We start from the raw sequence: 22,966 nt of genomic DNA, 5'->3' as shown, positions 1-22,966 counted from the left end.
GACGCTGCTGATGGATTAGATTTCTTCGTATAAAGGCAAAGTCAGGAACTCAGCAAAGGAATCCGAAGTCGACATCTCTTCAAAAATCACCGCAGCGCGATCATATGTCGCTCCGGTACCGACCAGTTCTTTTACTTTGGCCAGCTCCTGAGGAATCATGGAGCGCACTAAGTCCGCAGTGATTTTAGTTCCATCTTCCAGCAAACCTTTGCTGGAACGTATCCACTGCCAGACCTGTGAGCGACTGATTTCAGCAGTCGCAGCGTCTTCCATCAAATTGTGAATCGGTACGCAACCGTTACCCGCTAACCAGGCACCCAGATAATGAATGCCAACGTTGATGTTGTAACGCAGGCCGGCTTCGGTGATCGGTGTTTCTGGCTGGAAGTTCAGCAAATCTTTTGCCGTGACGTCGATATCAGGACGTTGTTTGCTGATTTGATTCGGTGCATCGCCCAATACTTTTTTGAACTCTGTCATCGCCAGCTCAACCAAGCCTGGATGAGCAACCCAGCCGCCATCGTAACCATCGGTGGCGTCACGGGCTTTGTCATTGCGTACGCCACCCATGGCGATTTCATTTTTCTCAGGATCGTTTTTAATCGGAATCAAGGCTGCCATACCACCGATTGCCGGTGCATTGCGCTTGTGGCAGGTTTTCAACAATAGCAGGGCATACGAACGCATGAACGGTGCAGTCATCGTCACTTTGGCGCGGTCAGCCAGACAGAAGTCTTTATCGTTCTTAAACTTTTTGATGCAAGAGAAAATATAATCCCAGCGACCAGCATTCAAGCCTGAACTATGTTCACGCAATTCATAAAGAATCTCATCCATTTCAAAAGCTGCGACTATTGTTTCGATCAGCACGGTTGCTTTGACAGTACCTTGTGGTAAACCGATTTCATTTTGCGCCATGACGAAGATGTCGTTCCACAAGCGTGCCTCCAGATGTGACTCCATCTTAGGCAAATAGAAATAAGGACCGGCACCGCGTGCCAGTTGTTCTTTGGCGTTATGGAATAAGAACAGGGCGAAATCGAAAATACCGCCAGAGATGCGCTTACCGTCAACTAATACATGTTTTTCATCGAGATGCCAGCCGCGCGGACGCACGACCAGAGTGGCGATGGTATCGTTCAGTTTATAGCTTTTACCATTTTGTTCCAGGCTGATTGTGCGGCGAACTGCATCGCGCATGTTCAATTGGCCGGTCAATTGATTATCCCAGTTTGGCGTATTGGAATCTTCGAAGTCAGTCATGTAACTGTCTGCACCCGAATTCAGCGCATTGATCACCATCTTGCGCTCTACCGGACCTGTGATCTCGACACGACGACATTCCAGCGCTTTTGGGATTGGCGAGATTTTCCAATCACCTTCGCGTATGTGTTTCGTCTCTGGCAAAAAATCCGGTAACTCTCCTGCGTCCAGACGTGCTGCACGGGCCACGCGCGCCGCCAGCAACTCCTGACGACGAGGCTCAAAAGCGCGACTTAATTTAGCGACCAATTCGAGCGCTTCCGGAGTCAGAATTTGTTCAAAGCCTGGTTTAATTTCGCCAGTAATTTGCATACCTGCCGGCAAAGTGATGTGTGTCATGAGATTCTCCAATATGAAAATAAAAAATACAAAAACCAATCTTAAAACGAATCCTGTGTACTTAAAAACGGTATGACATCGGTAAGAGATTTACCCTGACCATGAGGTGCCACACCTAACTCCTCCAATGGCGCATCATTCCTGTTCACCCAAAAGGTGGTGTAGCCAAACCAGGTAGCGCAACACGCATCCCAGCAATTACTCGACACAAATAAAATATTCCTGGCGGGTAAGCCAAACATATCTGGTGCCATCTGATAAGCCTCGGGTGCCGTCTTGAATTTTTTTACCGTATCAACCGACAACAGATGATGAAAAAGACCTTGCATATCAGCGGCATCCACCGCGGATTGCAACATATGCTGGTTGCCGTTCGAGAGGATTGCCAGCTTCAATCCCTGATCGCGCAATAGCCTCAGCACAGAGAGATTTTCCGGAAACGCCTGCAAGCGCGCATATTGTCCCATCAAGGCATTTTGTGCATCCAGACTCAATGGCAATCCCAGCCAGTTGCAAGAATAGATCAGTGCATCCTGAGTGACTTCCCAAAACGGTTTGTACATGCTGCACATGGTGCGTAAGCGTGTGTATTCAATTTGCTTATCACGCCATAACGCAGCAAGCGCAATGCCATTACCCGGGAAAAATTTTTCTCCCAGCTCACTTATCGAGTACACATCAAACAGCGTACCGTAAGCATCAAAAGCAATTGCCTGAATGGACATGAACGAAACAATCAAAATGTGAGGATTTTTTTAGAAAATTAAAAATTCTGCTATCGATAAAAGAAACATTAATCTAGTGATACGCAGTATATTCAGTAAAAATTATTATAAATACGATGTTTTATCATTTTATCTTTGCGTTTTAGTTAAAGATGAATCGCATATCTCACTAAAATCATCTATATTTGTCAAATGTAGCGCTGTTTTTCTTGTTTTTACTCACGACAACGACATGGACCAATTCAAACAAATTTCTACTTTTGCCGAGGTTGCTGCCAGAGGAAGCCTGTCTGCTGCGGCTCGCGCTGAAGGCGTTGCTCCCGCCATGATAGGCCGTCGTCTCGATGCACTGGAAGAACGCTTAAGCGTGAAATTATTGCAAAGAACCACGCGCAAAATCGCGCTCACTAACGAAGGTGCCGCGTTTCTGGAAGACTGTCAGCGCATTCTCGCCGAGCTGGAAGAAGCGGAAACTTCGGTATCGGAACGCAGCGCACGCGCCAGCGGTCAGTTAACCATTTCGGCACCTGCGGGATTTGGCCGGCAACACGTAGCACCACTTGTACCATCGTTTCTGAGCGAACATAGGGATGTCAAACTTACGCTCAGCTTAAACGACCGTGTCGTGGACCTCATTGGCGAAGGCGTTGATGTCGCTATTCGTATTGCTTCGCTGACGGATTCTAATCTGATCGGGGTCAAACTGGCGGATAACAAGCGTGTCGTCGTTGCCTCTCCCGCTTATATCAAACGTTATGGCGCACCTGTTACGCTGGATGAATTAAGCAATCACAATTGTCTGGCATTTAGCAGTGATGGCAGTCAGCGCGGCTGGACTTTTCGCCAGAACGGCAAAAATGTCATCCTCAAAGTCGAGGGCAATATGGTCTGCAATGACGGCGAGGTCTTGCATGACTGGGCAATCGCAGGCAAAGGCCTGGCATGGCGATCCATGTGGGAAGTCGGTACAGAAATCGAATCAGGCAAACTGGTGACGGTGCTTGATGACTTTACTGCGCCAGGTAACGATATTTATGCGATTTTTGCACAGCGCCGCCACCTGCCGCTGAGGATACGTGCCTTCGTTGATTTTTTACGTCACGCCTATAGCAAACCGAACTACTGGCATAAATCCTGATCCGCAGAAAACCATAGAAAATCGTGGGTATATAAAAAAAGCGATGAATGAATTCATCGCTTTTTTGTCGGGCTTGAAAAAAATCAGAACTCTTCCCAGTCATCTTCAGATGCACCGCCCGTGGCTTTTTTGGCTGAGGCTGCGGAGGTCGCTGAGGATGAGGTTGACGCGGGTTTATTGCTAATAGATTTAACCGCTGGTTTAGCTCCAGTTTTCTTGATCGTCTTGCTGGCTGGCTTAGGAGATGAAATCGCCTGCATCGCTGGCGCCTTATTTCCGGCATGGGAACCTGTGTCACTAGCCGTCACTTTAAAGATACTGACAGCCTGATTTAACTGACGTGCCTGATCTTGCATGCTACCGGCAGCTGCGGCAGCCTGCTCTACTAATGCAGCATTTTGCTGGGTCGCTTCATCCATTTTGGTAATCGCTTGATTAACCTGCGAAATACCATCGCTTTGCTCGGCGCTTGCAGCGGTAATTTCAGCCATGATGTCCGCCACACTTTGAATCGAGGTAACGATTTCATCCATCGTTTTACCGGCATCGTCGACCAATCGTGTACCAACCTCAACCTTGTCGACGGAATCACCGATCAAGGTTTTGATTTCTTTTGCAGCACTGGCAGAGCGTTGCGCGAGATTACGTACTTCCGATGCAACAACTGCAAAGCCGCGCCCTTGCTCACCTGCACGTGCGGCCTCTACTGCAGCATTCAGTGCCAGAATATTCGTCTGGAACGCGATGCCATCAATGACGGCAATAATATCGACAATTTTTTTAGAGCTTTCTTTAATCGATGACATGGTGTGAACAACATCGCCAACCACTTGCCCACCCCGTGTTGCGACTTCCGAGGCAGCAACCGCCAGCGTGTTAGCTTGCCGTGCATTATCGGCATTTTGCTGTACTGTCGATGTTAACTCCTCCATCGAAGACGCTGTCTCTTCAAGACTGGCGGCTTGCTGTTCAGTACGGGAGGACAGATCCATATTACCCGTCGCAATTTCATCAGAGGAAATTGCGATTGACGAGCTACCCTGCCTAACTACAGTGACCGTCTGCACCAAGCTTTGGCGCATATTTTCCAGGCCTGCCAATAATTTTCCCATTTCATCATTGGACTTGGGCCTGATCTGATTCGTCAGATCGCCATTGCCGATAGATTCAAACTGATGGAGCACCGCTTTCAGCGGATTCGAAATCGCACGTAATAAGAAAAAAGCTGAAGCAAATACCGCTGACAGGCCCGCAACTATGCCAAAGATATCTATCCAGACAAATGTTTTGAACTCATCATTACTTTTATTTAATGCGAGAGATGCCGATTTAAATTGATAATCACTTAGCTCACTCATTTTGTCCGAGTAAGAAGAAAACAGAGGCGGCACTACCGACATATTAATTCTATCTGCCTCGTCCTTATTCCCGCTCTTTATTGCAGCAACCATGAGGCTATGCGCGTCTTTGATATATTTATCACGAGCGACAGCAACTATATCTGATATTTTCTTCTCATCCACATCCTGAGGTAGTGCCAGATATTTTTTCCAAAGCTCGTCGGATTTTGCCAGGAAGTCCTCCGACCTTTTGATCGTTTCTGCTGCATCAGGCGCGTCAGGATGAGCAATAACTCTGTCGATTGCTGTTCTGGAACGAAGAAGGAGCACTCTCGATTGCCCCAAATTTTCCACAGATGGCAATTGATTAGTAAATATTTCCTGAATCACTGCATTACTGTTGCTCACACCATAAATACCCATGAATGCGCCAATTACCAGCATGATCGCCATGAATCCCATCGCACCTATCAATCGAGATTTAATCGTCAAATTGAACATGTTGTGTCCCTCATTATTAGTACTGAGTGATTTGCATAGGAAAATATATAAAAAGCGCAGTGTAAAACGCTAATTAAAGGCATACAACTTTAATTATCATCTCTATCACTGACTTTTCCATCATATACGGATTCAATCGCATTCGAAACCAGATGAGCACAAAAATTGAGACAAAAAAAATCCCCGACATGTCGGGGATTTTTACTTAGCAACTTAAACAAGTCGCATTCTGCGTCTCAATATGAAAATTAGATCGCTTGAATGTTAGAAGCTTGTTTGCCTTTTGGGCCAGTTGTTACGTCGAAAGAAACGCGTTGGTTTTCTTTCAAAGATTTGAAGCCGGAGGATACGATTGCAGAGAAGTGAGCAAACAAATCTTCGCCGCCTTCATCTGGAGTAATGAAACCAAAACCTTTAGAATCATTGAACCACTTAACAATACCTGTTGCCATTACTATTTCCTATTTCAGTTAATGTGGGCAAATGCCCGATAGATCGTTTCAACCAAGAAGAAATGACAGACTGATACTGCACTACCACCTAGAATCTCAACGATTGTTCGATTATACGCATAAATCCCTTACAAAGTAAAATAAAAAGAAATCTTGTGTATTTCGTCTCATTTTATGCGCTCAAATCACTACTTTTACTAAGATTACTTAGCTGTCTTATGTAGCTGTCTCAGCTATTGCGACGCAGCCTCACCTGTCAGGAAAAAATCGACTATCTGTTCCGCCAACTGATCGAGGTCGAGCCCCTTGCCCGGCTTATACCATTGCACGCTGTAATTGATTGCGCCTAGCAGTAACAAACGGACAATCTTGCTGTCAGACCGGACCAGGCCGGCCTGTTTTAATTCTGAAATTGCGGTTTGCCAAAGCCGGTCATAGCGATCCTTGAGATCGATAATTTTTTCTTGCAAATCAGGACTCAGTGCATGCCAGTCGTATAGCAACACGGGGATAAAATCATGTCCCTCTCCCAAGACAGTCTCAAGATGCGCGCGTAATAGTTTTCTAAATCTATCCAAGGCCGGAAGTTCGCTGGCGACTATGCCTTCGGCCTCATCAAGACCGGCAACCAATCCCTCCTCCATTACTGCGGCGAGTATCTCTTGCTTACTCTTGAAGTGATAAAAAGGGCTGCCGGAGCGCATACCGACAGCACTGGCGATATCGCGTACGGTCGTCGCGTCGTAACCCTTCTCACGAAAAAGTCGCGCCGACACCCGCACCAGATCAGCGCGACGATTCCCCTCCTCGTCAAGGACAGTTGCAAGCGGACGATGTTTAGCCATAGTGATTCAGTAGTTCAGTTGATGGGCTACCATATAAAAGAGTAAGAATTATAGGTGCCGCGCATCAATACGCACGAACGTCTACTTTTATGCTCGCCCGTGCAACATGAACGCCGCGGCACCAGTCGCAATACGTTCGCCTTGCTCATTGCGCAAATCCATTAGGACATTCGCTACTCGTTTACCTAATCGAGTGACTTCCGCAGTCGCGGTAAAGCGCTTGCCCTTACCTGGCTGCAAGTAGTCAATTCGCAGATCAATGGTGCTCATGTTCCCGAACTCTTTCAATTGCGAGAGCGGATCGTCTTTGGGACTCTGCTTCGCCATTTTCAACAGGATGGCGAAACCCGCAACACTGTCCAGCACTGAGGCAATTACGCCACCGTGCAACATACCCTGTGCAAAATTGCCTAACAACTCCTCGCGCATATCAAAATGAATCATCGGATTCTCAGGATCACATTCGCCAAGTTTGATCCCTAATAGCTGGCAAAACGGAATTTTCTCTTCCATAACCATGCGCAGCATGTACTGAAATTCCGGATTATCGATGATGTGTTGTGTCATAGCGGAGAGAGTGTGTAATAGATTAAAACTCTGAAAAGTGCGCTCAATAGTCACGCTCATTTTACAAAGCAAGCAGTTGCTTTGTAAAGTTCTTTACCCGGTTACTAAACCGTCAAGCTATCGCACAAGCAGGACCGATCCGATATAACAACATCATCAATATAAGTACTTGATATCCAATTAAGCCAGCCTCAATGAGCCAAAACACGCTGGGCGATATGTGAATACAGCGGAATTCCAACCAAAATATTCACCGGGAACGTCACCCCCAGTGACAGCCCGATATACAGCGAAGGATTCGCCTCCGGAATCGCGATACGCAATGCGGCTGGTACGGCGATATACGACGCACTGGCAGCCAGCAACATCAACAGACAAGCATCTCCCGGATTAAGTCCGCACAAAACGCTCAGCAACAAGGCAATGCCTGCATGCAGCACTGGTGCAACGACGGCATAGATCAGCAAGCCGATTGAACTGGTCTTCAACGCACTGATATTACGCGCCGCCAGCAAGCCCATATCGAGTAAAAAGAAAGCCAGCATGCCTTTAAATAAATCGACGGAAAACACATGCATCACAGCTTTACCCGACTCCCCAGTCAACATACCGATGACCAGAGCGCCCATCAAGAGCATTTGCGCGCCGTCAGTCACGGATTCATGCAGCAGTTTGCCGAGAGAGACTTGGGAACCAGCTATCCGCGCTTGCTGATTCGACGCCAGTGAATTACTTTGTACAGATAAAGAATGTCGCACGCGATTCGCCAGTAGTACCGCGATGACGATGGCCGGCGACTCCATCAGCGCCATCGCTGCAGCCATATGGCCACCATAGGCAATCTGATGGCTCTCCAAAAATTGTGTCGTGGTGATGAACGTGACCGCGCTCACAGAGCCATAAGTCGCCGCAATTGCCGCAGCGTCAAATCCTGATAGGAATCGCCGTAAGACCTGATACCCCATGACCGGAATCAAGATCGCCAGCAAGACAGCGCAAGCAAGACTGGTGGCAACACTGGCATTAAAGCCCGATCCTGCCAAAGCAAAACCACCCTTCAAACCCAGGGCCATCAACAAATACAAAGATAAAAACCGGGAAATCGGTGGCGGAATCTCCAGATTGGACTTCACCAGTCCCGCCAGCAGGCCAAACACAAAAAATAAAATCGCAGGGTCTAAAAAATTTTGCATATCGTCCTCAAAAAATGATTTGAGGCGAATTGTAAATTCCGGTCAATCATCAAGTAAAATCAATAATAACAATACTTACCATCGATAAATATCTATGCATGCAAGCTTCAGACAACTCAAAGTCTTTCTCGCCATTGCCGAGCATGGCAGCATCACCGCGGCCGCCCGAGCCTGTCATATCACGCAGCCAACTGTGTCGATGCAAATGAAAGAGCTATCAGATGCGATCGGCTTACCGCTCTACGAACAGATAGGCAAGCGCCTGCATCTGACTGAGGCCGGTGAAGCTCTAGTCGAAACGGCACGTAATATGGAACAAGAGTGGAGTAATTTTGAGCAAACCATTGCTGGACTGCTTGGCCATACCAAAGGACGATTACGCGTAGCCGTCGCAAGCACGGCTAAATATTTTGTTCCGCGTATCCTGGGAGATTTTTGCCAGCAGTTTCCTGATATTGATATTGCGTTTGAAGTATTGAACAGGGACGGTGTGGTGCAACGATTGCGGCAAAATGCCGACGATCTCTACATCATGTCGATGCCGCCCGGCGACATTGATCTGGTACAGCATGCTTTTCTGCAAAATCCGCTGGTGCTCATCGCGCCTGTTACGCATCACCTCGCAAAAAGAAAATCACTCCATTTAAAGGACTTATCTGAGGAATTATTTATCCTGAGAGAGTCAGGATCAGGCACCCGTCTGGCCTGCGACGCCCACTTTGCTCAGCTTGAATTTCATCCTAAGGTGCGCCTTGAATTAGGAAGCAATGAGGCCATTAAGCAATCCGTTGCCGGCGGACTGGGTCTGGCAGTTATTTCCACTCACGCCTTAACAAGGCATCCAGAGCAAGAAGGCCTGACAATACTCACGGTGAAGCATTTTCCGATTCATTCAAACTGGTGGGTTATCCATCCGCGTGGCAAGCGGCTATCACCGATTGCAACAGTTTTTTTGCAACACATGACGAGCTACACAAAAAACTATAAGCTAGCCAACGCCTTGCCAAGCGAATAATCTCAAACAAGTACCCCGATAAACTACCCGCATCACTCGGGGTATTGAGCGCACTCACCCTTACTCTAATCGATCACAATAATGACGCAGCCAGCACCCGTAAATACAAGTAATAAAGGTAATCGCAAGAAAAAGACTTTTTTACTTATTTGTACGCAGTTCAGTTCAGCGCAAGCAGTCTTATTCGCTGTAACAGCTCTCACAATGACGATATTAAGTACCGGCAACGCCCATGCCAAACCGCTGTTACGCTGCCATGTCACTTATGCCGGCAGTACACAAATCATCGATACCGCGCCGACCATAGATCCGTATGCCATTGAGCCAGTAGATATTGGCGGTCGTTTTTTATTTAAAGCCGTGATAATTGGTAAAGAAAAACCCATCGATTACATCAAGCTGTACGCCTACTTTCAGACACGCCATAAAGATATGCCTATCCATCAGGCGACTTACTATCCGCCTTTTACGCTTTCAACAATTCCCGTTCAGTTGACGCCAAAAAACTCACTATACGCGGGCGACGTGGAAAGAGAGTTACAGTATTTCTGCACCTTGCAAGAGGTACAGCCATGATGCGCAGAATCTCGATGACACTAGCAACCCTGTGCGCCTGCCTGTGCGCATGCTTATCTACCACTCTGCCAGCTACCGCAGCCGACCGGACAGCCACGATCCCGGCAAACAAAGAGGACACCGTCAGTATTTTATTCGCAGGAGATATCGTCCTGGATGGCAAACCGGGTCAGGTTATCGAACAAGGCAAAGATCCCTTTGCCGCATTCGCCGCGATTCTGAAAGATGCCGACATACGCATCGGCAATCTCGAATGTGTAGTGGCAACGAGCGGTGACGCCGCAGATAAGAATTTCACCTTCCGCGCGCACCCTCGTACCCTGGCTATTCTCAAACGCCATTTCGATGCCGTCGGGATCGCGAATAACCATTCCGGCGATTTTGGCCGTGACGCATTTACTGAGATGCTGAGCTTACTTGATCAGCAAAAGATGCCGTACTTTGGTGGCGGCAAAAATTTACGCGATGCCCACACGCCACTCATCATTGAACGCAAAGGACTGCGCATCGCCCTGCTCGCCTATAACGAATTCATGCCGCGAAGTTTTGAAGCCGATGTGCATGCCGCAGGTATCGCCTGGAGCGAAAACGAACAAGTCGCTGACGATATTCGCCAGGCTCGCAGCGTGTACAAAGCAGACCTCGTCATTCCGTTCATGCACTGGGGTTGGGAAAATGAACTTAGTGCGGGCGAAAGGCAACGTAGCCTGGCGCGCATCATGATTGATGCCGGTGCTGATGCCGTGATCGGTGGCCATCCGCATGTCATCCAGGATATCGAACACTATCAAGGCAAGCCCATCATCTATAGCATAGGCAATTTTATGATTGATGCGCTGGATAATGACGCGCAGACCAAGGGTTGGGTCATCCGTCTGCACGTGAACCGTCAAGGCGTACAAGCCTGGGATACGGTAGTAGCAAAAATTGACGACGACGGCATCCCTCATCCGGTAGCTAACGCAGCCAGCGCCTGCTGGGACAAGCAGAGCAACCAGGTCAGGCAATGCGTTCGTCCGTAACAAAAGGCAGATCGAGCAACAGATCCGAGCGGGCCTGTGCCACACAGGGCAAAATCGCCCCCTCGGCTTTTTCATCAAAAGATAAACCTGGCCAATCGACGGTATAGTCAACCGCACCGCTCTCCATCTGACACAAGCAGGTTCTGCACGTACCGTTCCGGCACGACGCCGGCAGTTGAAAGCCTGCCAGTTGTGCCGCCTGCAGCACGGTTACATCAGCCGTCGCCGGGAACGACCAGCCCTGTCTGACTAAAGTCACCTGAAAAACTACGTCTGCTTTATCCATCTCATTTTTTCACTCTTCATTTTCACTCTGAAGCTGACCCAGCGCTGGCCGCAATCGTCAACTGATTACGTCAATGACATACCAATATCGCACCGCAGCAAATGCAAACACGCATCAGTAATTTTGATCTGTCGCAGACTTATTGTTACCGGGCTTGAGTTATGCCAAAGTTTTGACTAGATTAAAAGTCCCATCAGAATCATTTGCTAAGGTAATAGCTTAGCAGTGGATTCACAATCTCGTTGGCACAGGAGTAAAAAATGATCAGTGCAACATCATCAAGCCACTATGAAAATGACTTAGCCTATAGCGAACGCCGTGGCACCAGAGCGCCGCAGTTCACTCTTATCGAACTTGATCCCAGAGACGTGATTGATGGCGTCATGCTAGAGCGAGGATATCTGTCTGAGGATGCGCAGTCATCTGGAAAAATGCGTGAAATCTGTCCGCATTGCAGTGGCGTTCCGCTGCAATTAATTCTACGGTTCCGGCACGTCAAACGTGCGCACCTGTTTTGCGACTGCTGCACCCGCTGCTACGACGCCCTGTATCCCGATGGCAGCTCAGCACTGGCCTTGGGTGCCGTGTCCTTAGTGTGAGTACCTGGACTCACTGAACCTGATTTTTAAAAATAAATCTCAAAATAGAACGACTAAAAACAAACACGCAGCATTCATGAGGAACTTCAGCCACTTTCATGCTGGAAGGCGCATCAATACTGCGTGTTTTGTTTTGGGAATTTCTAAAAATCGCGAAATTGAAAAATAATATCGACACGACGGACACAAAAACCAAGACCTCTCACCACAGAGATACTGAGGCACTGAGGAAAGGCAGGAATAAGCGGCGCCATTACATATCGATTAAAGGTTTTTTAGAAATTCCCTTTTGGGAACGTTACAAATCAGAAGTCCTCAATCAGACTGACTCTGACCCCGACTCTAGCTCAGACGACTTTTTGCAAGCGCATTGCCACACTCATGTCACCGGCAACCTTGAGCTTGCCCATCATAAAGCCATTCACCGGATTCAACTCGCCGGACAAGAGAGCACTCAGATCGGCCAATGCTAGAGTAACCGTACAACCGGCGTCCAGATTGTCATTGCTCACCGTATTCGGCACTTCGAGTGCATTGACGAATACCACGCCATCGCTACCGCAATCAAATTTCAATAATGCGTTGAGACCACTATCCTCACCAACCTTAGCGCGTATTGCTGCTGTGCATTCTTGTAAATCCATGAATCATCTCCCGTTATCATCGAATAATAAAAACCACGCGCAATTTATCATGCCGTATCGCTGTTATCCAGAATTTAGAGGGAATCCGCTAAGTGCAACTCAAGAAATAAAAGCAAAATTTTATTTATGACGGCCAATCAGTAATTGAATGAAGAATCACCGATGATTGAAATTACCGAAATTCTTTTAGAGCCTTACTATAATTATCATTAGCTGAAATAGTATTGTGACTCGCACCTTGTATTGTTTTTATTGATGCGACTCCTTTAGAAAAACGGCTATAAAGCTGCTCGGTACTTGACTTAGGGATGACTTCATCTAATTCAGCCATCAGAATTAAAGTCGGCATCTTCAATTTCGGCACCAAAACTCCAGAGTCAAACCGATCCTTTAAAAGCCAATGCACTGGCAAGTAGGGAAACTGTGATGCAGCAACGCTTTCGAGGCTATCGTACGGAGTTATCAAAATTAATCGAGACACTGGCCGCTGACTTGCGAGCCGAACAGCAACCCCTGTCCCCAAACTGCGTCCTATCACAATTACATTGGTATGTTTTTTATAAATCTGATCAAATAACGTAAGTGCATCTTTATGCAGAACGTCTTCGCTTGGCGCCCCGGTGCTTCCTCCATAACCTCGGTAATGCATCAAATAAATCGCTCGATCTTTATAAATCTCTGAAAAATCGGGCAAACTAAGTACGACATCTTCAGCATTACCACCAAAATAAATAATCGCATCATTCCCCTCATGCTTTCGAACGGCGATGTGGATATTTGCTTCACCGGAACGTGTCCAGATTGTATTTTCTGCTACGCTTTTAACACCTTGCTGAGGGTAATAAATTAATGAACGTTGATAAAAAAAGATGCCTGCACACAATAAAAAATATGCCAAGGCAAGAATAGAGACCACAAAGGTGAAGATACGCATCCGACATTTCCTCTAAATAGTTACCCCAATCGTATATCGACACTCAGAAACATCAGCGCAACACGCAAGTCAGCATCCAGAAATGGTCGGTTCTATGTATGCGGATATCGCGTGCGAAGGCAGCGAATTTTTTACGCATAAAACTATCGGTGGGGAAATTTTTCACAATATCGACACGCGTGCCGTCTTCCTGCAGGCGCTGCTGATAGGTATTGCCCTCGCTGTCTGTCCGGGCAACTGGCAGACTGCTGCCTTCGACATAATTATTGTCGATCAATACCAGCACACAGTCTTTGCCGACGCGTGACTGAAGCTTTTTGAGAAAGTCAGCCTGCTCTTCTTTTTTGACATGCGACCACCAGAAGCCACCAAAACAAGCGCTGTAATCGCCCTTAGGCAGATCAAACGCATCGGCAATCGCAAAGCGCACTTTGCCAGGCGTGATCGGCTTGGCAAGCGCCATATCCAGCATAATTTGATTGATGTCAGTGGCTAAAACCGACTGTGCGCTTTCTGCAAAACGTTCCGTCCAGTATCCGGTGCCACAGGCGATTTCCAACACAGTGTGGCCCGCCAGAACTTCACTGATCCGTTCGCTTAATTCTTCCAGGTCTTCCTGGCGTTCTGGTTTGGCATAAATACTGTCGTAGGTCTTTGCTCGTTGAGCGTAGTAGTCGCGCATAGGGTTCTTTCTTTTCACTATCACGGTAAGGTTGATTTACCGCGTTTTCAATCAGGATGACGCGATCAGCGCATCCACTAATTCTACAAATCCGGCACCATGACTCTCCTGGCAAACATAGCGGGGATGAGCGTCAAAGCGGTCTAATGACAAGCGTATATTTGCCACGCCGACCGAGTGCGGGTAATGCGCAAACATGCTCGCATCATTGGCAGAATCGCCGATAAAAACATACGTCTGCCGCGCCGCCTCGTCTGCGATACCAAATACCTCATGCAATACTCGCTGACTCATATTCTGTTTCGAAAAACTCGCAAGTGATGCGTGAGCATGAATACTACTGGTCGTCGCAAAAAATCCGCTGCTGCGGATCAGATCCGCGACTTGTTGCAATTCTGCGGCTGGTAATGGCGCAATATGCTCACCGATATCAAATGCCAGATCGCCGACCCGCATCGCCGCATCATCGGCAAGCTGTACATGCGGAAAATGGGACGTCATTACGCTAGCAAATGTCTGCAATTGCTGGCGATGCTGCTGCCGAATTATGTCATCTGCATAGAACATTGACTGTACACGCCCTTGCGAGTCCCGCCAAAATGCACTGGCACCGTTTTCAGCAATGACCGCATCAAAACTGCATAAGCGCAGCAAAGGCAGGGTCCAGTAAGTCGGTCTGCCAGTTACAGCTATCACGTTCAAACCAGCCTGCCGCGCTCTTTGTATCGCATCAAGCACCGGGGCACTCAGGCTACCGTGCTTCGTCAGGGTGTCGTCGATATCGGTCAGTATGCCGCGTATCTGGCGGCGCTCTTCTTGCGGCCAATCCGACAACGGTTGCATACTCATAGGTCGTAGGTATCCTTACCGCCCTGCATCACCTGATCAATCAGTTTGCGGTTTAAGGTCGGTGTCATCAGTTCGATAAAGGTATAAATATAGCTGCGCAAATAGGCACCCTGCTTCACCGCCACCCGCGATACATTCATGCCAAACAGATGACCGACCGGGATCGACCGCAGCTCTTTATCGCGCTCAGCATCAAACGCCATACCGGCAATAATGCCGACACCCATCCCTAATTCCACATAGGTCTTGATCACGTCAGCATCAATCGCTTCGAGCAAGACATCGGGTTTTAAATGACGAATCTCAAACGCATGGTCGATCTTGGTTCGCCCCGCAAATGCGCTGTCATACGTAATCAGCGGGTAATGCGCAATCTCTTCCAGAGTAACACTCTTGCTCTTCAGCAGAGGATGATCTGGCGGCACCACCACCACATGCTCCCACTGGTAGCACGGCAAAGAAATCAAACCGTCAATACCCGCAATTGCCTCGGTCGCGATTGCCAGATCGGCCTGATCGCGCATGACCATCTCGGCGATTTGCTTGGGATTGCCTTGTAATAGCGAGAGCCGGACTTTGGGATACTTTTGCATAAACGCCTGCACCACCTTCGGCAAGGCATAGCGTGCCTGCGTATGAGTGGTCGCAATGGTGAAGCTGCCAGTATCCTGCGCTGCATATTCTTTACCGATGCGTTTGAGTCCATCAATCTCTTGCATGATCAGCTCAACGGACTTCAGCACGGCGCGTCCCGGCTCGGTCAGGCCGCGGATACGCTTGCCATGACGAGTAAAGATATCTACGCCCAACTCCTCTTCCAGCTCAATAATGGCCTTGGATACACCTGGTTGAGAGGTGAACAGCGCTTTGGCAGCTTCGGTCAGATTAAAATTTTGCCGCACAGCTTCGCGAACAAAGCGCAGTTGGTGTAGGTTCATGGAGTGGCCTTAGGGGTTCGGATTCGTTTTTGCGCAATCTGGCAAAATCCTGGCAATTGGGTCAGTCAATCGTGATGCTTTGATTTTTACAAACTTGCTAACTGGCGCCAGTATACATTCTAATCATGGCAGTTCGGTATGAATGCGTCGTTTGTATCTGAAAACCCTGCGATAGCGGAAATGCCGCTCAGTTAAACCGTGCCCTTTGTTTCCTTATGCCGGTGAAGGCTGGAATCGAGTGTTGTCGTTGACAAAAGACACTGTGTCCCTGCCTGCGCAGGAATGACGGCTTTAAGTTTAGGGTTTTACTGAAGGGCATTACCGCTTCTTCCTGCCCTATCTCTGTGTGTCCGTGTTTCTGTGTCTCCGTGTTTCTATGATGTGAGATCTTGTTTTTGCGTAATTCCTGTCAATGTGATTTTTTAGTGTGAAAATTTATGGAAGCCCCTCAAAATTAAATCCGCAGGCTGAATGCGGCTTTCCAAGGCATATTGGCCTGAGAGGCGCATATAACATGCGGATCAGTTTTTAAAATGATAATAGATACGAGGACACTGCTGACACATCCTCATCATGGATGACATAGCTGGAAGCATTTATTATGCTATAACGACCACTTCCAGAATTCTGCTTCTCATTCTTAGATAGCTCCCCTAATCGTTATGCGCCCACTGTATCTGTCTTCACGTCCTGTGCTAGGTTTCATCATCACTTTGTCCGCTCTGCTAGGTAGCAGCGCTCAGGCCGAGCGGCTTAGCTTGTATAAAGCTGATACCAAAACCGACAAAGCTCCAAAAATCTGCCTTGCCCTGTCCGGCGGCGGTGCGCGTGGCTTTGCGCATGTCGGCGTATTAAAAACTCTGGAAGCCTTGAATGTGCCGATCGACTGTATCGCTGGCACCAGCATGGGAGCGGTCGTTGGCGGCTTATATGCAGCCGGACTGTCCGCTACAGAAATTGAGCAAAAACTCGAAGCACTGAAGCTCAATGACGTCGCGCTGGACCGGGTCGAGCGCCGAGTCTTACCCCAGGCAATTAGGGAAGAAGATACCCAATACCCGCTCGGTGCGACGTTGGGGCTGAGCGCCAGCGGCGTGCGCTTGCCGACCGGTGCCGTGCAGGCGACGCAATTTCTGGAGTTGCTGCAAAACTGGACGATCCATATCCAGCCCGATATCACATTCGATCGCTTACCGATTCCTTTCAGGGCGGTTGCGACTGATCTGGAGAGTGGCAAAATGGTCGTATTCGACCAAGGGCCGCTGCACACCGCGATCCGCGCAAGTATGGCCGCACCTGGGGTATTTGCCCCGATCGAAGTCAATGGCCGCCTGCTGACCGATGGCGGTCTGGTGCGCAATCTCCCCGTCGACATTGCCCGCAGCATGGGTGCAGACATCGTGATTGCGGTGAATATCGGGACGCCTTTACTACCACGCGACAAACTCCAATCCCTGTTTAATGTCAGTCAGCAGATGGTGAATATCCTGACCGAACAAAACGTCGAAGCACAAAAAGCATCATTGCGTCCCAACGATATTTTGATCGAACCCGATCTCGGCACCATCAGTTTTATGGATTTTGGACGGGCATCGGAAGCCTCCGTCATCGGTCAGGTCGCCGCACAAGGTATTCAGGAAAAACTCTCCGCGCTGAGTCTGCAACCGCATCTGTATGTGGCCAGACAGCAAGCGCGCCTGCGTCCGCAACTGCCGAGCATTGATATCAGCTTTATCGACATTGACACCAATGGATCGATTCCTGAAAGCGATATCCGCCGTCAGATTTCGATCCAAAAAGGCAGCAAGTACAATGCCGAAGAAATTAACCGCAAACTCGCCCTGATGAATATCTCCCGCGAATACGACAGTATCAATCATGAGCTGATCCAGCGCGACGGGGAATACGGTGTGCGCATCAATGCCAAGGGACGTAATTGGGGGCCGCATTTTTTACGTTTTGGCCTGGCCTTATCCAGCGGCTTTGAGGGTGCAGGTGGCTTCCGTCTGCAAGTCGGCCACCGCCGTCCATGGCTGACCGACAGCGGCCTGGAGTGGCGTAACGACGTTGAGTTCGGCAATGTCATCCGCTTGCGCACCGAGTTGCGTCAGCCTTTGTTCGAACGCGAAGGTATGTTCGTCGCGCCATATCTGGAGCTGGGACAAAATACCCGGAATTTTTATAACGGCGATACCCGCATCGCCGAATATAATTTCCGCAGCGAGCAGGCAGGTATCGATCTGGCGCTCCCTTTGGGTGAGCAAAGTATGCTGGGTGAAGTCAGAATCGGCCTGGGACTGAATCACTATCGCGTCAGGCCAAAACTGGGCAGCCTGTTGCTGGTGAATGCGGCGGGCGATTTTGTTTCGGCACCGCTGCCGAGCGCCGACTTGCAACAAGTCGGCATCAAATCCTCGTTCGTGATTGATCAGCTCAGTGATCCAACTTTCCCGCGCTATGGCTATAAATTAGGCAGCAACCTGTTTATCGGCGCCGATAAAACCCGCACTAATTTTCAAGAATTTTCATTCAACAGCACCTGGGCACAGAGTATTGGCAACCATAGTATCAACCTCAAATTCAATGGCTCCGGCTTGTTTCAGCACGATACCGAGATCCGCGGCATAGGTTCGACTCTGGGTGGTTTTCAGCAATTGTCAGCATATCAGCCAGACCAGTTTGCCGGTAATTACATGCTATACGGCAGCGCCACGTATCTGCTGCGCGCAGTGAAGTTTGATCTGGCGGGACAAAGTCTGTTCCTCGGAACTTCGCTCGAAGCTGGTAATGTCTGGAATACCAAGAACGAGATAGCGCTGTCATCCCTGCGAAAAAGCGCGAGCTTGTTTGCCGGTTTTAATAGCTTTATGGGGCCGATTTATCTGGGTGTCGCGGCTGGTCCGGCAGGTGCCAGAAACGTTTTCTTCCAGCTTGGACGTCAATGAAGCGATATTGGATAATTTACATACTAGGGTAGAGTATATTTTACACGCCTAATAAAACAGTGCGGAAATAGCCTGTTTAATAAAAAAATAAGGGGAGTATATTTCCCCTTATGGTTTTTCAAGCAAGTGTTTTTCAAGCAACTGAACTAAGCGTACGTTCCTGTTCTCAGATCTCAGACCTCAGACCAGCGGCGACTCTGCTGACTCAAGGTCTCGGCCAATGACGATGACACGGATCGATGTGGACTAATGTTGGTCAATACAGATTATCTGGCGATCTCTACCACGCTCTGATCAATCGCACCAAAAATCGACTTCCCGTTTTTATCCAGCATCTCAATCTTGATGCTGTCACCGAATTTCATGAAAGAGGTGGTCGCCTCACCGTGCGCAATCATTTCCAACGCACGCTGCTCGGCGATGCAGCTATAACCTTTTGCCGCATCCTTGTTCGATACAGTCCCTGAGCCGATAATCGTGCCGGCGCGGGCGTTACGGGTCTTGCATAAGTGCGTAATCAGTTGCGGGAACGAGAACACCATATCCACGCCTGCATTGGGCTGACCGACCAGATTGCCGTTCCAGCTTGAACGCAACGGCAGGTGAACTTTGCCGTCTTTCCAGGCGTCGCCGAGCTCATCCGGCGTCACCGCAACGGGTGAAAAACTCGATGCCGGTTTCGATTGAAAAAAGCCAAAGCCTTTAGCCAGTTCCGCCGGAATCAGATTGCGCAGCGAGACATCGTTCACCAGCATCAGCAGGCGGATATGCTCCGCAGCATGTTGCACTTTGACACCCATAGGCACGTCGCCTGTGATCACCGCGATTTCGCTCTCGAAGTCGATACCCCAGTCTTCTGAGCCTAATTCGATATCGTCTTTCGGACCGATAAAGTCATCGCTGCCGCCCTGATACATCAGCGGATCATGCCAGAAGCTTTCTGGCATCTCAGCATTACGTGCCTTGCGCACCAGCTCGACATGATTCACATAGGACGAGCCATCCGCCCATTGAAAAGCACGTGGCAAGGGTGCCATGCATTTTGCGGGATCAAAATCAAATGTATTTGTCGCCCGACCCGCATTCAACCGCTCATACGCCTCCTGCAATTGCGGTCCGATGAAGTTCCAGTCATCGAGTGCGCGCTGCAAAGTCGGTGCCATGCCATCCGCCATCATCGCGGTTTTTAAATCGCGGGAAACGATCACCAGCTGACCGTCACGGGAACCATCTTTCAGGGTTGCGAGTTTCATAAATTGGATTTCATTTCTGTTAAATTGCGAGCATTTTACCTTGCCATGCCTTATCTCCCAATATGTCAGGAGTGGGAGGAGACGAATGCAGAGACGATTGGTGAGCCGTATTGGTGGGTCCGCATCAGTTGGTGTATGGACTCTCGGATTCGCTTTGACATCGATATTTAATGGAACCCCTACTACTGCCATTTATCTGTATTTCCCTGCACTTTATAAGCAGGAGGCAAGAGCGTGGCTTTGTGATTCAGCTTTAGGTCATTGTTCAGACGCGCTCAATCACAATGGCAATACCTTGCCCGACACCAATACACATCGTACATAAAGCATATCTGCCGCCAGAACGCTGTAACTGGTGCATTGCCGTCGTGACCAGCCGCGCGCCACTCATCCCAAGCGGATGCCCCAGAGCAATCGCGCCACCATTCGGATTTACCCGCACATCATCGTCCTTCAAGCCCAACTGACGCAATACGGCCAGGCCCTGCGCCGCAAATGCCTCATTCAATTCTATCCAGTCCATTTGTGACAAACTGAGCCCCGTCAGCGCCAAGACCTTTTGTACCGCAGGTACCGGGCCGATGCCCATGATGCGCGGCGCAACACCAGCAGTTGCCATGCCAAGAATACGGGCTTTGGGCGTAAGACCGTAGTGCCGCAAGGCACTCTCGGATGCCAGCAACAACGCACAGGCACCGTCATTGATCCCGGACGCGTTACCGGCAGTCACACTGCCATCAGGCCTGACCACGCCTTTTAACTTACTCAGCGATTCTAAAGTCGTTGCACGCGGATGCTCGTCCTGGGTCAATACCAAAGGATCGCCTTTTTTTTGCACCAAACTCACCGGAATAATTTCCTCTGCCAGCACACCGTTCGCCTGCGCCTGCAAAGCTTTTTGCTGACTTGCCAGTGCAAATGCATCCTGATCAGCGCGACTGATCTGATAATCGATGGCCACGTTTTCAGCGGTCTCTGGCATGGCATCAACCCCGTACAAAGCGCGCATCTGAGGATTGATAAAGCGCCAGCCGATGGTGGTGTCAAAAATTGCGGCATGGCGCGAGAAAGCGGATTCGGATTTCCCCATCACCATTGGTGCACGCGTCATAGACTCTACCCCTCCCGCAATTGCCAGCGTAATTTCGCCCGCCTTGATTGCCCGTGCGGCGCTGCCTACCGCATCCATACCCGAGCCACACAGGCGATTGATGGTCGCCGCACCGGTTGTGATGGGCAAGCCAGCCAATAAGGCAGACATCCTGGCGATATTCCGGTTGTCCTCACCTGCCTGATTCGCACAACCAAAAATCACCTCATCCAACTGAGACCAGTCGACCTGCGGCTGCCGCTGCATCAGCGCGCGCAAAGGAATTGCGCCTAAATCATCAGGACGTACATCTTTGAAAATCCCGGCATATCGTCCGATCGGAGTGCGGACTGCATCACAAATATAGGCGGTCATAAACATCTTTCGGAATGGTGTAAGGTCAATATCAGATGATGCCGAATCCAATTGATTGCTACAATCAAAAAGAATTCATCTTTCCGTTCAGAGTAAAAGAAAAACTATGGATATTCTTGAGACAGCTCGCCTGAAGTTACGCACGATCAGCAGCGATGACGCTGAATTTTATCTGAAGCTCATCAATGACCCGTCCTACATCAGCAACATCGGCGATAAAGGAATACGGACGGTTGACGCGGCGAAAGAATCGATTCAGCAAGGCCCGATGGCGATGCAGGCGCAACTGGGTTTTAGTTTGTATCTCGTTGAGTTACACACAGAAGCCAGGCCAACTGGCATTTGCGGTTTAATCAAACGAGATGGCCTGGAGAATGTTGATATCGGCTATGCGTTTCTGCCCGCTTTTGCCGGACAAGGTTTGGCCAGAGAAGCGGCCAGCGCCGTGATGCAATACGCCCACGAGACATTAGGAATTCAGCGTCTGGTTGCTATTACAGCACCCGACAACGCGCGCTCATCACATTTACTGGAAAAAATCGGTTTTCGCTTTGAAAAAATTATCCGCTTGACGCGTAATGGCAAAGAAGAAGTCAGTAAATTCTATACACACGACTTTAACTAATATGCATTAGTTTGAATGCACGAAAATTTACTTCAGGTTCCAGGAACGGATAACAGGAAAAAAAGATGACAAAGTAAATCGGCAATAAAATTTACCCGTCATCGAGCCTTAGTTAAACCCGGTTTTCCTCTGGATCGCAGCATCTCAGTGAAGTAGCCATAAATATAGGACTAAGGTTCGCTTAGTGCAGGTTAATACAGTGTAGCCAGGGTATGCCTGTAGGCATTTTTTTGCGACAATGAGAAGACCACCTTAAGACTAAGCGAATGACTTATTACCTCAATACGGCAAGAATTTTCTACAAAAAGCGATCCAGTATTTTTCTGCTGTGCTTGTCTATCTCAAACATGTCCCTGACCAGAAAGTGAATGCCGTGATTATCGGCAATCAGTAACGAGGTTCTGCCTATGCGGCGAATATCCTCTTCACCCTTCAGTACAAACGCTGTGTCACCGCGATCAGTTTTAACATTCCAGGTACAGGGCGTGGCATAGCTGGTAACGCTAAGAATGTGCTGGATCTCCGGCATAAACTCACGCCCCACCAGCTCCTCATTGACCAGCACGCGCACTGACTCCGGCAACTCATTGAGTTTCGCAATCCAGGCGACTTCCTGTCCATCTTGCAACACCATTGAGATACCCTCATCCGGCGTCTGGATAGGAAAGGCACGCACGGGGCTGACATGGTCATGCATCTCGCCGCTGGCGGTAATTAATACCAGATGGCCGAAGTTGTTACGGCTGAGTTGAAATTGATCGTTCATCTTA

At 48.9% G+C, this 22,966-nt stretch carries 23 protein-coding genes; 7 read left to right on the top strand and 16 right to left on the bottom strand.

The window, feature by feature from the left end; translation table 11 throughout:
- Nucleotides 1–15: 15 nt before the first annotated feature.
- Nucleotides 16–1,602, bottom strand: coding sequence for a malate synthase A (gene aceB, locus ACO0K4_RS09810; protein ID WP_422956445.1), 1,587 nt, complete (start codon nucleotides 1,600–1,602; stop codon nucleotides 16–18).
- A gap of 41 nt (nucleotides 1,603–1,643) precedes the next feature.
- Entirely contained in the window at nucleotides 1,644–2,327 is a 684-nt protein-coding gene (locus tag ACO0K4_RS09805) for a haloacid dehalogenase type II (protein WP_422956444.1), read from the bottom strand.
- Nucleotides 2,328–2,559: 232 nt separating this feature from the next.
- Here ACO0K4_RS09805 and ACO0K4_RS09800 point away from each other — a divergent pair, with 232 nt between their 5' ends.
- On the top strand, nucleotides 2,560–3,465 hold the full coding sequence (locus tag ACO0K4_RS09800; RefSeq protein ID WP_422956443.1) for a LysR family transcriptional regulator: 906 nt from the start codon (nucleotides 2,560–2,562) through the stop codon (nucleotides 3,463–3,465).
- 83 nt (nucleotides 3,466–3,548) lie between these two features.
- Here ACO0K4_RS09800 and ACO0K4_RS09795 read toward each other — a convergent pair whose 3' ends face one another.
- From ACO0K4_RS09795 to ACO0K4_RS09775, 5 genes are all read right to left on the bottom strand, one after another.
- Entirely contained in the window at nucleotides 3,549–5,306 is a 1,758-nt protein-coding gene (locus ACO0K4_RS09795) for a methyl-accepting chemotaxis protein (protein ID WP_422956442.1), read from the bottom strand.
- 248 nt (nucleotides 5,307–5,554) lie between these two features.
- Nucleotides 5,555–5,758: a cold-shock protein gene (locus ACO0K4_RS09790; protein WP_262836415.1), complete on the bottom strand. Its 204-nt coding sequence runs from the start codon at nucleotides 5,756–5,758 to the stop codon at nucleotides 5,555–5,557.
- A 233-nt stretch (nucleotides 5,759–5,991) separates the two neighbouring features.
- Nucleotides 5,992–6,603 carry a TetR/AcrR family transcriptional regulator gene (locus ACO0K4_RS09785; RefSeq protein WP_422956441.1) on the bottom strand — a complete coding sequence of 204 codons (612 nt, stop codon included), beginning with the start codon at nucleotides 6,601–6,603 and terminating at the stop codon, nucleotides 5,992–5,994.
- 87 nt (nucleotides 6,604–6,690) lie between these two features.
- Nucleotides 6,691–7,170, bottom strand: coding sequence for a thioesterase family protein (locus tag ACO0K4_RS09780; protein ID WP_422956440.1), 480 nt, complete (start codon nucleotides 7,168–7,170; stop codon nucleotides 6,691–6,693).
- A 191-nt stretch (nucleotides 7,171–7,361) separates the two neighbouring features.
- Entirely contained in the window at nucleotides 7,362–8,363 is a 1,002-nt protein-coding gene (locus ACO0K4_RS09775) for a sodium-dependent bicarbonate transport family permease (protein ID WP_422956439.1), read from the bottom strand.
- 94 nt (nucleotides 8,364–8,457) lie between these two features.
- Between ACO0K4_RS09775 and ACO0K4_RS09770 the strand changes: the two genes are divergently transcribed.
- The 3 genes from ACO0K4_RS09770 (at nucleotide 8,458) to ACO0K4_RS09760 (ending at nucleotide 10,976) form a co-directional block, all read left to right on the top strand.
- On the top strand, nucleotides 8,458–9,378 hold the full coding sequence (locus tag ACO0K4_RS09770; protein ID WP_422956438.1) for a LysR family transcriptional regulator: 921 nt from the start codon (nucleotides 8,458–8,460) through the stop codon (nucleotides 9,376–9,378).
- Between the two features lie 204 nt (nucleotides 9,379–9,582).
- The gene (locus ACO0K4_RS09765; RefSeq protein WP_422956437.1) at nucleotides 9,583–9,954 is read left to right on the top strand and encodes a hypothetical protein; all 372 of its coding nucleotides are present in this window, start codon (nucleotides 9,583–9,585) and stop codon (nucleotides 9,952–9,954) included.
- A complete protein-coding gene (locus ACO0K4_RS09760) occupies nucleotides 9,951–10,976 on the top strand; it encodes a CapA family protein (RefSeq protein ID WP_422956436.1) in 1,026 nt (341 codons plus the stop codon). The genes ACO0K4_RS09765 and ACO0K4_RS09760 overlap by 4 nt, the downstream gene beginning before the upstream one ends.
- On the opposite strand, the gene ACO0K4_RS09755 is transcribed toward ACO0K4_RS09760, so the two are convergent.
- A complete protein-coding gene (locus ACO0K4_RS09755) occupies nucleotides 10,954–11,262 on the bottom strand; it encodes a 2Fe-2S iron-sulfur cluster-binding protein (RefSeq protein WP_422956435.1) in 309 nt (102 codons plus the stop codon). The genes ACO0K4_RS09760 and ACO0K4_RS09755 overlap by 23 nt on opposite strands.
- Before the next feature lie 260 nt (nucleotides 11,263–11,522).
- Here ACO0K4_RS09755 and ACO0K4_RS09750 point away from each other — a divergent pair, with 260 nt between their 5' ends.
- On the top strand, nucleotides 11,523–11,861 hold the full coding sequence (locus tag ACO0K4_RS09750) for a hypothetical protein (protein ID WP_422956434.1): 339 nt from the start codon (nucleotides 11,523–11,525) through the stop codon (nucleotides 11,859–11,861).
- 347 nt (nucleotides 11,862–12,208) lie between these two features.
- Here the strand turns inward: ACO0K4_RS09750 and ACO0K4_RS09745 are convergent, their stop codons facing one another.
- From ACO0K4_RS09745 to ACO0K4_RS09725, 5 genes are all read right to left on the bottom strand, one after another.
- Complete coding sequence (locus ACO0K4_RS09745) at nucleotides 12,209–12,505, bottom strand: SCP2 sterol-binding domain-containing protein (RefSeq protein WP_422956433.1); 297 nt, start codon at nucleotides 12,503–12,505, stop codon at nucleotides 12,209–12,211.
- A gap of 172 nt (nucleotides 12,506–12,677) precedes the next feature.
- Nucleotides 12,678–13,439, bottom strand: a complete 762-nt coding sequence (locus tag ACO0K4_RS09740) for an alpha/beta hydrolase (RefSeq protein ID WP_422956432.1) — start codon at nucleotides 13,437–13,439, stop codon at nucleotides 12,678–12,680.
- Nucleotides 13,440–13,491: 52 nt separating this feature from the next.
- Nucleotides 13,492–14,121, bottom strand: coding sequence for a class I SAM-dependent methyltransferase (locus tag ACO0K4_RS09735; RefSeq protein WP_422956431.1), 630 nt, complete (start codon nucleotides 14,119–14,121; stop codon nucleotides 13,492–13,494).
- A 51-nt stretch (nucleotides 14,122–14,172) separates the two neighbouring features.
- Nucleotides 14,173–14,970, bottom strand: coding sequence for an HAD family hydrolase (locus tag ACO0K4_RS09730; RefSeq protein ID WP_422956430.1), 798 nt, complete (start codon nucleotides 14,968–14,970; stop codon nucleotides 14,173–14,175).
- On the bottom strand, nucleotides 14,967–15,908 hold the full coding sequence (locus ACO0K4_RS09725; RefSeq protein WP_422956429.1) for a CysB family HTH-type transcriptional regulator: 942 nt from the start codon (nucleotides 15,906–15,908) through the stop codon (nucleotides 14,967–14,969). Before ACO0K4_RS09725 ends, ACO0K4_RS09730 begins: the two co-directional genes overlap by 4 nt.
- A gap of 662 nt (nucleotides 15,909–16,570) precedes the next feature.
- Here ACO0K4_RS09725 and ACO0K4_RS09720 point away from each other — a divergent pair.
- Nucleotides 16,571–18,853 carry a patatin-like phospholipase family protein gene (locus tag ACO0K4_RS09720; protein WP_422956428.1) on the top strand — a complete coding sequence of 761 codons (2,283 nt, stop codon included), beginning with the start codon at nucleotides 16,571–16,573 and terminating at the stop codon, nucleotides 18,851–18,853.
- A 266-nt stretch (nucleotides 18,854–19,119) separates the two neighbouring features.
- Here the strand turns inward: ACO0K4_RS09720 and ACO0K4_RS09715 are convergent, their stop codons facing one another.
- Nucleotides 19,120–20,106 (bottom strand): fumarylacetoacetate hydrolase family protein, encoded by a 987-nt coding sequence (locus tag ACO0K4_RS09715; protein WP_422956427.1) that lies wholly within the window; start codon nucleotides 20,104–20,106, stop codon nucleotides 19,120–19,122.
- Between the two features lie 265 nt (nucleotides 20,107–20,371).
- Nucleotides 20,372–21,571 (bottom strand): 3-oxoadipyl-CoA thiolase, encoded by a 1,200-nt coding sequence (gene pcaF, locus ACO0K4_RS09710; RefSeq protein WP_422956426.1) that lies wholly within the window; start codon nucleotides 21,569–21,571, stop codon nucleotides 20,372–20,374.
- A gap of 106 nt (nucleotides 21,572–21,677) precedes the next feature.
- Here pcaF and ACO0K4_RS09705 point away from each other — a divergent pair, with 106 nt between their 5' ends.
- On the top strand, nucleotides 21,678–22,196 hold the full coding sequence (locus tag ACO0K4_RS09705) for a GNAT family N-acetyltransferase (protein WP_422956425.1): 519 nt from the start codon (nucleotides 21,678–21,680) through the stop codon (nucleotides 22,194–22,196).
- Between the two features lie 298 nt (nucleotides 22,197–22,494).
- Here the strand turns inward: ACO0K4_RS09705 and ACO0K4_RS09700 are convergent, their stop codons facing one another.
- Nucleotides 22,495–22,962 (bottom strand): DUF1854 domain-containing protein, encoded by a 468-nt coding sequence (locus tag ACO0K4_RS09700; protein WP_422956424.1) that lies wholly within the window; start codon nucleotides 22,960–22,962, stop codon nucleotides 22,495–22,497.
- Nucleotides 22,963–22,966 lie beyond the last annotated feature (4 nt).

Origin of the sequence: Undibacterium sp. RuTC16W (genome assembly GCF_049339445.1) — a bacterium.
Taxonomy (GTDB): domain Bacteria; phylum Pseudomonadota; class Gammaproteobacteria; order Burkholderiales; family Burkholderiaceae_D; genus Undibacterium.
This window is presented reverse-complemented; position numbering and strand designations above follow the sequence as displayed.